The sequence below is a fragment of the Microcoleus sp. T2B6 genome (assembly GCF_036700475.1).
Classification (GTDB): Bacteria; Cyanobacteriota; Cyanobacteriia; order Cyanobacteriales; family Microcoleaceae; genus Microcoleus.
The window spans coordinates 1-14,253 of record NZ_JAUBOZ010000147.1 but is presented as its reverse complement, the minus strand read 5'-3'; the positions used below and the strand labels follow the sequence as shown (position 1 = coordinate 14,253).

At 44.4% G+C, this 14,253-nt stretch carries 12 protein-coding genes, 1 rRNA gene and 3 pseudogenes; 9 read left to right on the top strand and 7 right to left on the bottom strand.

Going from position 1 to position 14,253, the window contains the following annotated elements:
- From QUA00_RS33940 to QUA00_RS33915, 6 genes and pseudogenes are all read left to right on the top strand, one after another.
- A pseudogene (locus tag QUA00_RS33940) lies at positions 1-198 on the top strand (helix-turn-helix domain-containing protein); the annotation flags it as partial.
- 63 nt (positions 199-261) lie between these two features.
- Positions 262-1,494: pseudogene (locus QUA00_RS33935) on the top strand (sensor histidine kinase).
- Positions 1,495-1,689: 195 nt separating this feature from the next.
- Positions 1,690-2,241 carry a DUF3124 domain-containing protein gene (locus QUA00_RS33930; RefSeq protein ID WP_333147514.1) on the top strand — a complete coding sequence of 184 codons (552 nt, stop codon included), beginning with the start codon at positions 1,690-1,692 and terminating at the stop codon, positions 2,239-2,241.
- Positions 2,242-2,492: 251 nt separating this feature from the next.
- Positions 2,493-2,756: pseudogene (locus tag QUA00_RS33925) on the top strand (IS1 family transposase); the annotation flags it as partial.
- 73 nt (positions 2,757-2,829) lie between these two features.
- A complete protein-coding gene (locus QUA00_RS33920; protein WP_333310769.1) occupies positions 2,830-3,789 on the top strand; it encodes an aldo/keto reductase in 960 nt (319 codons plus the stop codon).
- Between the two features lie 312 nt (positions 3,790-4,101).
- Entirely contained in the window at positions 4,102-5,973 is a 1,872-nt protein-coding gene (locus QUA00_RS33915) for a serine/threonine-protein kinase (RefSeq protein WP_333412872.1), read from the top strand.
- Between the two features lie 131 nt (positions 5,974-6,104).
- Here QUA00_RS33915 and QUA00_RS33910 read toward each other — a convergent pair whose 3' ends face one another.
- Together QUA00_RS33910 and QUA00_RS33905 are read right to left on the bottom strand one after the other, a co-directional pair.
- Positions 6,105-6,746 carry a Uma2 family endonuclease gene (locus tag QUA00_RS33910; protein WP_333412870.1) on the bottom strand — a complete coding sequence of 214 codons (642 nt, stop codon included), beginning with the start codon at positions 6,744-6,746 and terminating at the stop codon, positions 6,105-6,107.
- Between the two features lie 54 nt (positions 6,747-6,800).
- Positions 6,801-7,307: a hypothetical protein gene (locus QUA00_RS33905; RefSeq protein WP_333412877.1), complete on the bottom strand. Its 507-nt coding sequence runs from the start codon at positions 7,305-7,307 to the stop codon at positions 6,801-6,803.
- Between the two features lie 353 nt (positions 7,308-7,660).
- Here QUA00_RS33905 and QUA00_RS33900 point away from each other — a divergent pair, with 353 nt between their 5' ends.
- Both QUA00_RS33900 and QUA00_RS33895 read left to right on the top strand, forming a co-directional pair.
- Complete coding sequence (locus QUA00_RS33900) at positions 7,661-8,917, top strand: peptidoglycan DD-metalloendopeptidase family protein (protein WP_333412868.1); 1,257 nt, start codon at positions 7,661-7,663, stop codon at positions 8,915-8,917.
- Between the two features lie 68 nt (positions 8,918-8,985).
- Positions 8,986-9,114 carry a hypothetical protein gene (locus QUA00_RS33895; protein ID WP_333412866.1) on the top strand — a complete coding sequence of 43 codons (129 nt, stop codon included), beginning with the start codon at positions 8,986-8,988 and terminating at the stop codon, positions 9,112-9,114.
- Here QUA00_RS33895 and QUA00_RS36990 read toward each other — a convergent pair whose 3' ends face one another.
- The 5 genes from QUA00_RS36990 to QUA00_RS33875 all read right to left on the bottom strand — a co-directional run bounded on the left by QUA00_RS36990 (position 9,115) and on the right by QUA00_RS33875 (position 13,444).
- The gene (locus QUA00_RS36990; protein ID WP_445305779.1) at positions 9,115-9,474 is read right to left on the bottom strand and encodes an aspartyl protease family protein; all 360 of its coding nucleotides are present in this window, start codon (positions 9,472-9,474) and stop codon (positions 9,115-9,117) included.
- A gap of 26 nt (positions 9,475-9,500) precedes the next feature.
- On the bottom strand, positions 9,501-9,719 hold the full coding sequence (locus QUA00_RS33890; RefSeq protein WP_333321761.1) for a hypothetical protein: 219 nt from the start codon (positions 9,717-9,719) through the stop codon (positions 9,501-9,503).
- A 177-nt stretch (positions 9,720-9,896) separates the two neighbouring features.
- Positions 9,897-10,832: a branched-chain amino acid ABC transporter permease gene (locus tag QUA00_RS33885; RefSeq protein ID WP_333412864.1), complete on the bottom strand. Its 936-nt coding sequence runs from the start codon at positions 10,830-10,832 to the stop codon at positions 9,897-9,899.
- A gap of 223 nt (positions 10,833-11,055) precedes the next feature.
- On the bottom strand, positions 11,056-12,006 hold the full coding sequence (locus QUA00_RS33880) for a branched-chain amino acid ABC transporter permease (RefSeq protein WP_333412862.1): 951 nt from the start codon (positions 12,004-12,006) through the stop codon (positions 11,056-11,058).
- A 148-nt stretch (positions 12,007-12,154) separates the two neighbouring features.
- A complete protein-coding gene (locus QUA00_RS33875) occupies positions 12,155-13,444 on the bottom strand; it encodes an ABC transporter substrate-binding protein (RefSeq protein ID WP_333412860.1) in 1,290 nt (429 codons plus the stop codon).
- A gap of 480 nt (positions 13,445-13,924) precedes the next feature.
- Here QUA00_RS33875 and QUA00_RS33870 point away from each other — a divergent pair.
- Positions 13,925-14,253: ribosomal RNA gene (locus QUA00_RS33870) — 16S ribosomal RNA — on the top strand; the annotation flags it as partial.

Below are 14,253 nucleotides of genomic sequence, written 5' to 3'. Positions count from 1 at the left end.
TCTGGGACCTGTCTGATGAGTGTGCTATATTCAGATTGTTGCCGATTGTCGGGGATTGTCTGGATTAAAAGTATCAGCAATGCGATCACTGTTCTAGTTCGCAAACTCCGCCAACGCTTGCAGGCTGTAGGATCGGCAGACTGGATTGAGAGCATTTACGCTATGGGTTATCGCCTCGCTTCCCCTGAAAAGTCATGATCGTAAAGGCAAGCCGTGTTCAATGAAAGTCGTCGCAATCTGGCTCGTTGGTTCACCCTCTCAATGGGAAGCATTCTCGTGCTGTTTGCTGGGGCGATTTATCAGATTGAGGTAAAAGATAAACTAGAGGCGCTCGATCGACTGCTGTATGACAAAACTAGAGTCATGGCTGCCAGCGTGCATTATGAAGTTCGCCAAAACCAGAACCAGGTCGATCTGAGTCATGTTTCCTTGTTAGGCAGTGGTTCGCATCCCCTTGCTGAAGATCTGATTTACGTGCGCTGGTATAACGCACAAGGGCGGCTAGTTCGTTTTTTTGGGAATTCTCCTCCCGATCGGTTAAATACGCCTTTTGGTTATCTCACAGTTCGATCGACCGATCCACTTTTGGGAAAAGGAATCTGGCTGCGTCAGGTGACATTACCCGTTGAAGGTAGAACAGGGGTACTCGGTTATCTTCAGGTTGCAACTCCCCTGACCGAAACTCAAAACAGCCTCACTCAGCTTCAGATTGTGCTCACTCTCGCTGTCCCGCTGACACTGGGCTTAATTGCCCTCACAGGTTGGTTTCTCAGCGGGCTGGCGATGCAACCGATTCGGCAAGCCTATCAGCAGCTTCAGCGCTTTACAGCCGATGCCTCTCACGAGTTGCGATCGCCCCTGTCTGCCATTCTCACTAATGCCCAGCTTGGGTTGCTCATCGCGGCTGATGATTCACGTTACCATCCTCCCTTAGAAAACATTGTAGATACCGCAAAATCAATGGGAGCGCTCGTGAATAATTTACTGCTGTTGGCTCGTCATCAGGGGCGACTTGCACCGGAATCGCTCAGGTTAATCAATCTCAACGAGCTCCTCAGCAATTTAGCAACCCAGTTTCTCGCACTTGCAGAAGCCCAAAATATCAAACTTACCTGCGAATCACCGGAACAACGGATTGAATTATTGGCTGACCCTGATTTGCTACGGCAAGTAGTCGAAAACTTGCTTTACAACGCCTGTAAATATACTCCCATTGGCGGAACTGTAAAGATACGCCTAGTTCTTCATTCCAATTTGGCAGTTATTCAGATAATCGATACGGGAATCGGTATTTCAGAAGCGGACTTACCCTATATTTTTGATCGCTTCTATCGAGTAGACACCGAGCGATAGCTCGATAGTGGTGGATTTGGACTAGGGTTAGCGATCGTCCAACAAATTGTCAAGGCACACAGCGGACAAATACAGGTGACGAGTGCAGTGGGCCTGGGCTCAACGTTCCAGGTTGAACTGCCGCTCAAACCTTATCACTAAGCCGCCTCAAACGAGAGAGAAGGTACACTCTGCTTTATACGTAACTGTAATGTATAGCGGTTCTCAATAAAATGAGGTACACACCGCTCGCAACTGATGCCCTATGCCCTATGCCCTATGCCCTATGCCCTATACCCGCGAGAGCACCTCATGTTACTGAGAAAGGCTATATGTGGTGTATTTGGATGAATGCCGATGAAGCTGAAACATGATTTCTGGGTTGGTTTGGCGATCGCCGCGATCGTCCTGAGCTCTTGTTGGGACCAAACTACCTCACAAAGACAACAACCCGATATAAAACGTGAAATTTCACTGAAAGCAGTCCCGTTAGATAAAACAAAAGTTGTGATGGGACAAACCGTATATGTCCCTATTTACTCACATATTTATCACTACAATAGCCAGGATCAGATCATGAATTTGTCAGCCACGCTCAGTATCCGCAATACGGATCTGACAAATTCGATTATTATTACTTCGGTGCGTTACTACGATAGTGATGGGAAATTGATTAGGCACGACATTAAGAGTCCAGTAGAACTCAAGCCCCTTGCTTCCACAGACTTTTTTATTGCAGCAGATGATACAAGTGGAGGCTCAGGTGCAAACTTTATTGTGGAGTGGGTTGCAGAAAAAACGGTTTATGAGCCTGTCATTGAAGCTGTCATGATTAGTACCTCTTCTTCTCAGGGCATTTCATTTATCAGTCCCGCTAAAATTCTCAAGCAACACAAGATGCAAAACTGATTTTACAGAATTAAATTATTGCTTTACAAGGTAGTTTGGGACGAGGGTAGAATGGATTGAGGGATTGCTAGCAAAAGGTTGTATTTTGCCAATAAAATGTCCATAGGTCAATAGAGTTCACATAAGACACTCATGGAGACAAAACCCTGTGAAAAACAGATCCTGCGTTGGCGACTCCTGCCCGAAGGGCTTATGTATCGCGCAAAGCTCTCTTCGGACAAAAAAACATTAACTGAACCGTATTGGTCTAGAGACAATGTGCTGTTTGTTATACTGATTTTTGGGAATATTATTCAGAACTGCTACCTTTTAAAAGACATCGACCTGTAGGTAAAAAATCGGGGAAAACCACTTATAGTGAAACACTTAATAATACTTTACGCCCGTGAATTTCTCGTTTGGTTGGTAAAACCTTGTCTTTCTCAAAAAAACTGTCAAACCATATTGGGGCAATTTTTAACTTTGTACCTCACTATAATTTTTGCATAAAAAAACGATATCATTACTGTGCATGACTACCCAACTTTTTTCTGTTAAGATTAGAGAGCTTGAGGGTGAATACTAAAAATATAAATGAGGACTTAGGGTATGCAAAAGCGACAATTGGGAACATCACAAATTCAGATTACCCCGATAATTATGGGGACTTGGCAAGCTGGGAAGCGGATGTGGGTGGGAATTGAGGATGCTGAAACTGTCAAAGCAATGCGCGCGGCTTTTGAGGCAGGTATTACCACCTTTGATACGGCTGAGGTTTACGGAGAAGGGCATTCGGAACAAATTATCGGTCAAGCACTTTCAGATGTGCGATGGCAAGTAGTTTATGCTAGCAAAGTTTTCGCCAACCACCTGAAACCCGATTTGTTAATCGAAGCGTGCGAGCGATCGCTAAAAAACCTCAACACCGATTATATCGACCTTTACCAAATCCACTGGCCCGCTGGCACTTGGGATTCCGAGTTAGTGCCAATTGCAGAAACAATGGACGCCCTGAACAAGTTAAAAGAACAGGGAAAAATTCGGGCGATCGGCGTTTCCAACTTTTCCCGCGCCCAAATAGAAGAAGCCGCCCAATACGGACGCATCGACAGCTTGCAACCGCCATATTCTCTGTTTTGGCGCTGGGTAGAAAAAGATGCGATGTCCTATTGTGTGGACAATCATATCTCCATCATTGCCTATTCATCTCTAGCTCAAGGAATATTGACAGGTAAATTCGGGCCAGAACACAAGTTTGAAGAAGGCGACCACCGCGCAAAAAATAAGCTGTTCATCAAAGAAAATTACGATCGAGTGCAAACAGCATTAAATCAACTCAGGCCAATTGCCGATCGCCACCAGATAAGCTTGGGCAACTTAGCTTTAGCCTGGTTGATTTCCCAGCCACAAACAAATGCAATTGTCGGCGCGCGCGACGGGGAACAAGCAGCCGAAAATGCTAAAGCTGCTGAGGTAAAATTGAGTGAAGAGGAATTAAAAGAGATTGACGCGATCGGGCGAACCGTCACCGATCATTTAGACGATAACCCCGTTATGTGGAATTTTTAAAAGAGTTAATTCAGGACTAGCAAAACCTCTATCTGTAGGGTGCGCCGGGCCCCGCACCTTACCCCTATAATTCGCGCGTAAAACCCCTCTGAGAATAAGTCCTATAAATTTTATAGAGTCGGGCAAGAGGTATAATATTTACTGCCTCCTGCAAATATTCAAAAACATAAAAACTAAAATCCGTAATCCCAAATCCAAAATCTAAAATCTAAAGAGGTATAATATTTATTGCCTAGTGCAAATATTCAAAAACATAAAAACTAAAATCCGTAATCCCAAATCCAAAATCTAAAATCTAAAATCTAAAATCGAATGAGTTACTGCCTAAACCCCAACTGTTCCAAGCCACAAAACCCTCCCGCAGCCAAAATTTGCAGGAATTGCCGTTCAAAACTACTGCTGCGCGATCGCTACCGGGCTATAAAGGCGATCGGGCAAGGCGGTTTTGGTAGAACATTCCTCGCCGTTGACGAAGACAAACCCTCAAAACCTCGCTGCGTCATCAAACAATTTTTACCCCCAGAAATCCAACTCATCCCATCAGCAAGCAATCGCAACAGCAAAAAAGCAGCCGAACTTTTTGAACAAGAAGCAATGCGATTAGACGAATTGGGCAAACACCCTCAAATTCCAGAACTATTAGCCTATTCCATCCAAGACAGCAGACAATATGTAGTCCAAGAATTTATCGACGGGCAAAATTTAGCACAAATTGTAGAAACAGAAGGCACATTTACAGAAAATCAAATTCAAGAATTACTCAATAGTTTATTACCCGTCCTTCACTTCATCCATTCCCACAACGTTATTCACCGAGACATCAAACCCGGGAACATCATCCGCCGCGCCGACAAACAATTAGTTTTAGTAGACTTTGGCGCCGCAAAAATTGCCACAGGTACAGCATTACTCAAAACAGGAACCAGCATCGGCAGCCCCGAATACATCGCCCCCGAACAAGCTAGAGGCAAAGCATTTTTTACCAGCGATTTGTACAGTTTAGGCGTAACTTGTTTGTATTTGCTAACTCAAGTTTCCCCTTTTGACCTCTTCGATCCTGGTGAAGATGCCTGGATATGGCGGCAGTATTTAGCCAACAACCCGGTGAGTGAACAACTCGGGAAAATTTTAGACCAAATGATTGAAAATGCTACCAACCGCCGCTATCAAACGGCTGTTGAAGTATTAAAAGAAATTAATCCCCAAGTGGCGATCGATCTAGCAATTCCTCAAACAAATTTCAAGTTAGTTAAACCCGGAAAAACTCCCGCCCAGCCCCAACAGCAAACCTATAACTGGCAATGTATTCACACCCTAACAGGCCACAAAAACTTAATTTACTCTGTGGCTTTCAGCCCCAACGGAGAAGTTGTAGCCAGCGGCAGCGATGACAAAACAATCAAGCTGTGGGGAGTTGAAGACGGGCAAGAAATTGTCACCCTCACAGGACACGCTAACTCAGTTTATACAGTAGCTTTCAGCCCTGACGGAAAGATGCTAGCCAGCAGCAGCCACGACAAAACTGTCAAACTTTGGCGGATGAAAGATGGGCAAGAAATTCGCACGCTTGTGGGTCACACTAACTCAGTTTACAGCGCAGCTTTCAGTCCCGATGGCGAAATTATTGCTAGCAGCAGTTGGGACAAAACAATCAAGATTTGGCGCGTCAAAGACGGGCAAGAAATTCGCACCCTTGCGGGTCACACCAACTTAGTTTATTTTGTTGCTTTTAGCCCTGATGGCGAAACTATTGCTAGTTGCAGTTGGGACAGAACCGTCAAAATTTGGCGCGTCACAGATGGGAAGCTAATTCGCACACTTACAGGTCATACAGACTCCGTTCGCTGCATAGCTTTCAGTCCGAATGGAGAGTTTTTGGCTAGCGGCAGCCATGACAATACTATTAAACTTTGGTGGGTCAAAGATTGGCAAGAAGTTTTAACTATCACAGGACATTCGTGGTATGTTGATTCTATTGCTTTTAGTCCCGATGGCGAGATTATGGCTAGCAGCAGCAATCAAACTATCAAAATTTGGCGAGTGAAAGACGGTCAAGAAATTTGTAATATTGCGGGTCACAATAACTCTGTTTATTCGGTTAATTTTAGCCCAGAAGGAGAGTTTTTGGCTAGCGGCAGCAGTGACAAAAGTATTAAGATTTGGCAGAATACCATGTTTGTTTGATTAGCCACAATCAAAGTTGTTTGTAATCGTTGGGTGGGGGCAGGTTTATGATTATTGTGGGTTTTAGGCGATTATTGTTGGTGAACCTGCCCCTACAGGAATTAGGGTCAATTCACCGAACACGATATGATTCAACCGTTTTCCATTTCAATTTTTTGCCGCAACTCCCGAATGACTGTACTTGTAGGGCGATCGCGCGACATTTGCCAGCATTCCTCCACAATTTCTGATACATTAAAATTGGGAAAATAACGGCTAACTGAACTTTCTACATATCGATCGTTTTGCAAGTCGTAAATTCTGAGCTTATTTTTCTTAAACAGCCACACTTCAGGCACTTGATAAGGCAAGTAATCATCTAAATCCGTGTAGCTAGTTACGTCTACTTCGATTACTAGATCGGGCGGCGGTTCAACACCCCAAGCAATCCGATCTTTACCAATAATTGTCGCACAACTATCGATATAAAAACAATAATCTGGTTCAATTCCTCTTACCTCCGGCAAATCCATCGTAATTGGTGTAAACGCTTCATAATCTCGCCCCAAGTAATCTAGGAAAACCATTGCCACCATTGCAATAATATGAGATTGTTTTCCGTGTACTGGTAAAGGGGACATTAATAAAATCTCTCCTGGTCGATATTTGATGCGTGGAATTGAACGATCGCCCAATTGTGTTACAAGTGTTTGGTAATCGTGCCAACAACCTGGCAACCTCACAACTGTTCCTGGTGGCAAGTGAATTTTTTCTGGGGTGACGACTGCAAACATAAAACTTATACCTCCTGACTGAGGATGTGTGTTTTAAACAACTAAAAGCTATTATCAATCTATCTGCTTCACTACCTCCCAAGCTAACCCTAGCACCTCTGCAATTTGCTCATCCTTTAATCCCAACTGTCGTAATTTACCAACCATTTCAATTTTAACTTGATTCGTGCCATCCTGGAAGTCGGGAGTCGCAGGCTGACTTTTATCTGGGGTAGGAGTAGGTAGTTCTGAGCAACCATTGATATAGTTAATTGTATTGCTATTACCAAAATTAGTAGTGCGATCGCCAAAATTTATATTCAGATTTAATTGCCGTTCTAGAACCGATTCCAGATTACCTTTATCAACTGGTTCATCAAAAGCATCAGATAACATATGCAAAAGCTCGTAACCTACATCCTTAGCATGACCCGCCGTACACCCGTAAGTATCTGCAATATCAGAATACTTTTGTCGCTTGAGTATTCCCTCGATAATTTTACGCTGCAAGTCATTTAGATGTTTGCCTATCTTCGCGCTGAGCACTTTATCTACAAATTGCAAGATATCGGCAGTGTCCATCAGTAGGGGGGTCGGAGAACTATAGTTAGTATAGCCGACTTTATCCGCCTTTATCCGTCTTTTTCCGCCTTGCATAGCGATTTTAGAAAGACCCGTCTTTTTCCGTCTTTTTTCGCTTTGCAGTTTTGAGCGATCGGTCTATGATACGGAATAACGAAGAAGCAGGTTTGCCAGGGGAAGTGGCTGCCATCATTCCAAATTTTATTGGTCAAGATTACAAATATTGTAAATAATTGTAACAAGCACGGCTACTTTGCGTAAAAAGTAGAGGGTTCTCCCTAATACATAAATAGAAGCTCAAAAACTTTAGGGTGCAATCAGTTTGTAAATACAGGTTATTTTGAGAAAAAATCATGGCAATTATTAATGGCACCGATCTGGCTGATAGTTTATTCGGTACTTCTAGTGGCGATACTATCTATGGCTTTGGGAACAATGATACGCTCTTTGGAAATGCGGGTGATGATTTCATTAATGGCAACCTGGGGGACGATCTTGTTGACGGTCAACAAGGCAACGATACTGTCGCTGGAGGCAAAGGCAACGATGTCTTATTTGGCGAAGTAGGAAACGATGTTTTAAACGGTGGCGAAGGTAACGATGATGTATCTGGTGAAGAAGACAATGATAGTGTTAACGGTGGCAAAGGCGATGATATTTTATATGGAGACGCAGGTAACGATACACTGTCTGGCGATTTAGGCATTGATACTCTAATCGGTGGAGACGGTAACAATACTTTTATTTTAAGTCCAGGTAAAGGCACAGATATCATCACTGATTTTGTGACGGGCTTTGATGTGATTCAATTAAATGGGGGTCTAACTTTCGGGAATCTGAGAATTACTCAAGGCACTGGAAATTCTGCTGTTAATACTTTGATTTCGACGACCAGTGGAGAGGTTTTAGCTGTACTCGATAATGTACAGGCTTCTGAACTTACAAGTGGTGATTTTATCACGGGACAAGCAACGCCGCCGACACCATTACTCAATACAGAAAGTATTCCTTTGTTTCAAAAACCTTTCTCGGGAGAATTTGGATCGGCAAACTATTTTGATCACGATCTTCCTCGTGTATTTGAAGATTCCAATAACTATATGCTTACTTGGCGAGGTGATAAAATTCCTATTGGTAGTCCAAATGCTTTTAGTGACGGTCATAATGGCTATGATTGGTCGCTGCCGGAGGGAACTCCAGTTCTAGCCGTTGCAGATGGTGAAGTTTCCTATGGTGGACAGTTCCAACCATTTTTCTGCGACGTTCTAAATCGAATGACCTCTGCTTTAGGCGTAGAGATTAAACATACCGCATCTAATGGTGAGCGTTTTCAGAGTTCCTATGGTCATCTAAGTAGAATTGATGTTCGAGAAGGGCAATTTGTACGCGCTGGTCAACAGATTGGTCTTTCTGGCAACACTGGCTGTAGCCTTGGCCCTCACTTGCATTTTACCGTGTATAGGTTAACAAATACTAACAATGGTCAACAAGTATCGATCGATCCCTATGGCTGGTCAGGTAATGGGCTAGATCCTTGGTCTCTTCAGGCGGATGGGGCAAAGAGTGTTTACCTGTGGAAAGAAGGACAAGCACCGCGACTATTTGTTTAACCGAAAGTATTTCAATTAACACCACTTGAAAAATGAGGAGTGTGGAGGCGATACTCATAGGGTGAAAGATGCGATCGCACCTTGTTTTTTTTTACCGACAGGGAGATCACACTCTTTGTGTGGATGCGATCGCTCTTGACTTGTTTTATCGATCGGCGATCGCCCCTCTCTTTTTTACCGATCGACATCGACGCTGATTAGAAGCGGATAATCTCGATCGTACATCGCGATCTCTGAAAACAAACATCAAATTCTCGAAAGAAGTTCGTTTGCCCAAGGATTAATGGCACCTGAGAGGATTGTGCCCAGGCAAATGCTAGACGAACTGGTTCCAGATTCCCAATTTGAATATGCACAAATACACCCCGCGCCTCAACCCTTGCAAGATTTCCAGCCAATGGCAAGCTGATAGTTTGTTCCTCCCAAATTGCACCCAATTGCAGCCCTATGTCATAAGGTAATAGGTTGACCGCAGACCCTGTATCTAGCAGTGCATTCGCGGAGACAGAAAAGCCTGCATGACGAGCGAGTGATGGGAATCGTGGGTAATGCTTCATCGTCAGAAAAGGGAAACTCGATCGTACTAGGCATGAGTAGATGCCTCTCGGTCATCCCGAATCATCTGCATCAGAATGTTTGCAGCTTCCGTTGCGTCGTAGGGCGACCAAACCGGATACTCTGATGCAGAAAAGATAACTTGTAGTTCAGCCTTTGGGATCTGCACAGCTAGGAGTTTGAAGAGTGATAATTTGTCTGACTGGCTCAGACTGTTCACCAAAGGAATTAACTCAGCGAGAGACATAGTTTCAACTCCCAGACATACGAGGATACATTTATCATAAGCGATCTGTGAGACACGGTTTTATAGATAGGCGATCGATCAAAAGTGTGGATGCGATCGCACCTTTCTTTTTTTATGGATAGGCGATCGATAAGGAGTGGGGATGCGATCGCACCTTTCTTTACCAAACATCAAATTTTAAACAGAAGTACGATCGCCCTTCCTCCACCTCTTCAACAACTCCGGCGTTACCAAACCTTGCGGAAAAAATATCGTCCCCAAAACAATCAGCAATCCAAAAATAATTAACCGCCCATCCCGCAGAAATTGCGCCAACCAAAGCGGCAATCCCTGAATAGTCGCCATCCCCCTCAAAACCTCCGGTAAAGCAGTAAACACCATCCCACCCAAAACTGCTCCCAGAAACGTTCTGCTACCACCAATCAACACAGAAGTCAAGTAAATAATACTAGCATCAAAAGTCCCTTGACGGGCGTTCCAAGTATTCAAAAAATGAGCGCTAACTGCACCCACAACACCAGCTAAAACAGCACCTAACGTGAAAGCCAAAACCTTATAAAAAGTTGGGTTAATGCCGATCGCATCTGCCGCCAACTCATCAGCCCGAATCGCGGCAAAAGCCCGCCCCACCCGAATCCGTTCCAGTCGATAGACGATCGCCATACTTACCAACAGTAAAGGTAGTACAATCCACAAATACTCGATCGGCGTCCCAAACGGTTGCGGAATCCCAAAAATGCCAACCGCCCCGCCAGTGATATCCAGATTCAGCGATAAAACCCGCAAAATTTCTACAAAAGCAATAGTGGCGATCGCCAAATAAATCCCACTCAACCGCAGCGCCGGAATTCCCACCAAAATCCCCAGCAACCCCGAAACAACCCCTGCAATTATCATCTCCACCAACAGCAATGGTAGAGGAAACAAACCCCCTGTCGTCTTAAACACCGTCGTAGACAAAATCGCCGCAATATACCCACCCAACGCATAAAAACCAGGGCTAGCCAGAGACAACTGACCAGTCATTAAAGGCAAATATAGCGACATTCCCAACATTGCACCCAGCAACATCGAGACAATCAAAAACCCATAAGTAGTAAAAAATGCAGCCATGATTTTATTTTAAATAATAAACATACTTAAATACCAACTTCATCTCAAATCCAGTCCCATCATAATCATTCATTTCTCTCTTCTCTTTCTCTGCGTTCTCTGCGTCCTCTGCGGTTAAATCATTCCGATCTAATTAGTTTCTTTAGGGGGCAATCCCCCGTGGCCGTTGGTGCGTGCGAAGCGTCGAACCATCGCCCCAATTTTAATCACCTAATTATCTATTTTACACCTTTTGAATCAAACGCCGTCCAAACAAACCCTGCGGTCTAACCAATAGCATAATAAACAATATGGCAAAAGCAACAGCATCCTTATAAGCCGAAAAATCTCCTGGCACAAAAGCCTCCACCAAACCAATGATAAACCCACCCAAAACTGCCCCAGGAATACTCCCCAACCCACCCAGCACAATCACCGCCAAACCCTTCAAACCAAAAGCAATACCAAAATACGGCCCAGCAATACTCACACTCGAACCCACCAAACTTCCCGCCAAACCAGCCAGAAAACTGCTCACAAAAAACGTCAAAACAATGTATCTATCAGTATCAATCCCCAACAGACTAGAAGTAGTAGCATCTTCAGCCACAGCCTGCATTGCTTTGCCAAACTTAGTAAAATTTATTAAGTAAGTTAAGACAGCCACAATCGCAACTGATACCGCAAAAATTACTATTTGAACAGTCCGAATCGGAATTGGTTTATCCGCTGTCCCGAAGTTAATTGCAGCGGGCAAATAGCCGTAAGTGTTAGCAGGAAAAGTGTAAATTTCCGCACCGACAAGATATTGGATAATATTGGCGGTCGCAACTGCCACACCCAAACTAGAAACCACGGTCAGCAGAGGATCTGAGAGTCGGCGGCGCAAAGGTAGAAAAGCAACTCTTTCAACAATTACTCCTACCAAACCAGCCATGACACTTCCCAAAATTAACGCCACAGCAAAAGGCAACTGCAGGGGAATTCGAGCATTAGCCCACAACCCATTAAAACCGAAAGTACCTCCCATCAGCGCATAGGTGAAATAAGCACCCAAAGTAAATACTGCACCGTGAGCAAAATTAATAATTCCCAGAATAGAAAACACCAGCGTGTATCCCAGGGCAAAAATAGCATACACGCTGCCGATCGACAAACCATTCAAAAATTGTTGCAAAAACAGAGTTAAGTCCATCACCAGTTAAGAATTTGGCATCACAACGAAGTCCTTCACAAACAAACAGCATACAATTTTTTACTCTTCCTTCAGCATCTTCCTTGAACATCAGAAAGAACGAGCGGTAATTAATCCGTGTATCCGTGTCATAATCCGTGTCGTGCCTTCATTTCAAAAATTCAAACTTACCATTATTTCCATCAGCATCCATTTTTATCTGTGCCACATAAAACTCTTTCTGATTAATCTCACCTTCAGGCGTAAAAGAAATTTCCCCCAAAGGCGTATCGTACTTGCCACCCAGCAACTGCTGATTCAAATTTGTCCGCAACTCGGCCAACGGCTTTTCGCTAACCTTAGACTTAGCATTAATTGCCTTTAATGACTCAACAAAAACTTGTACGCCCGTAAAAGCCTGAGCGCTAAACTGAGGCGGTTCTTTCTTGAATTGAGCGCGATAAGCATCGCGAAAAGCCTTATTAACTTCATTTTCGTATTCCGGGCTGTAGGCTTGGGCAATCAAAACCCCATCGCAAAGAGCCTTGCAAACAGGAAATACATTAGAAGTATTCAGACCGTTGCCCCCAATGATAACGCCTTTGTAACCCAACTCCCGCAATTGCTTAATTAAATTGCCTCCATCGGCGGCCAACCCAGAAATAATGATTAAATCCGGCTTGACATTTATCCCATTAGTGGCTTGAGATTGGAAATCTGTATCAGTAGTCAAGAATTTTTGGACTGTTGCCAATTCCAGTCCCATATCTTTAACCGTTGTCTGAAAAGTTTCAGTCTCAGATTTGCTAAAAGCATCATTCTGAGCAAAAAACACGGCTACTTTCTTAATATTGGGATTTTGCTTCAGTGCAGCTTTAACTGCATTAGGTGCTACCACGGCCACAGGCGCGGAGACTCGGGCCACATAATCGCCAATCTGGGGAATGCCTTTAGCGGTGTTGGAGGGGCCGAGTACGGGAACTTTTGCTCGATCGGCGATCGGATCGGCACTAAAAGCCTGCTGGGAGAGAGTTGGGCCCACAAGACCTACCACCTTATCCTGATTGATCAGAGTATTGAAGGCATTGATCGCCCCTTGTTCATCTCCACCCGTATCTTGGAACACCAGTTTAATCGGCGTCCCATCCACACCGCCCTTATCGTTGAAATACTTCTCAGCAATTTTCGCCCCAGCCACCTGTTCCTGACCCAGCAAAGCCACATTGCTAGTTTGCGCCACCCCAACCCCAACGGGAATAGCGGTAGAGTTCCCCGCAGCAGAACCCTGTGGCGAAGTTGCCGGAGATGGCGAAGTACCTGGAGATACTGTAGTCGATGTCTGGGGAGTGTTCGTCTGAGTGCAAGCGATCAGCAGTGAAGCGCAGGTAAGGAATAAGGCACTAGGGCGAGCGGCAGGTTTTTTCATAAGCGGGCGATCGAACAAATATATATAGACCATCTCTATATAGAACATCTATATGTGCAAATATTCTACCGATTCGCGGGAGAGACCCGGACCCAAAAACCTATTTCCGGGGCAAAAAGACCCCATAGCCATCAAGAGGAGTCAGCCAGCAGAGGTCGGAGAGCAACGTAAGAGCCGAAACCCTTGGTGTGTATAGGTTCAAAAAAAAGTCAAAAATATTTTCACAAAACGCTTGACAACTCTGGGGAGAGTTGATACATTAATAAAGCGCCAGAAGGGAAGCGGTTCACTGAACCACGAACTAAAGGTCAAAAGAAAGGTAGAAAACTGAACCTAGAAAAAAGAATAGTTTGAAAGCTTAAAGCACTATTAACCTCGTCAAAAAAATCAAGATAGAGAGTAAAGGCATCGCTGATACTCAATATCGCAAACAACGAGAAAAAAGTCAAGGGAAAAAAACCAGCCTTGAGGGCTGAGTAGAAAGAACTTGATTAAAGCCAAAAAAAACAATCCAACACGGAGAGTTTGATCCTGGCTCAGGATGAACGCTGGCGGTCTGCTTAACACATGCAAGTCGAACGGAGTAGAAATACTTAGTGGCGGACGGGTGAGTAACGCGTGAGAATCTGCCTTCAGGACGGAGACAACAGTTGGAAACGACTGCTAAGCCCCGATGTACCGAAAGGGAAAATATTTATAGCCTGAAGATGAGCTCGCGTCCGATTAGCTAGTTGGGGGGGTAAAGGCCCACCAAGGCGACGATCGGTAGCTGGTCTGAGAGGACGATCAGCCACACTGGGACTGAGACACGGCCCAGACTCCTACGGGAGGCAGCAGTGGGG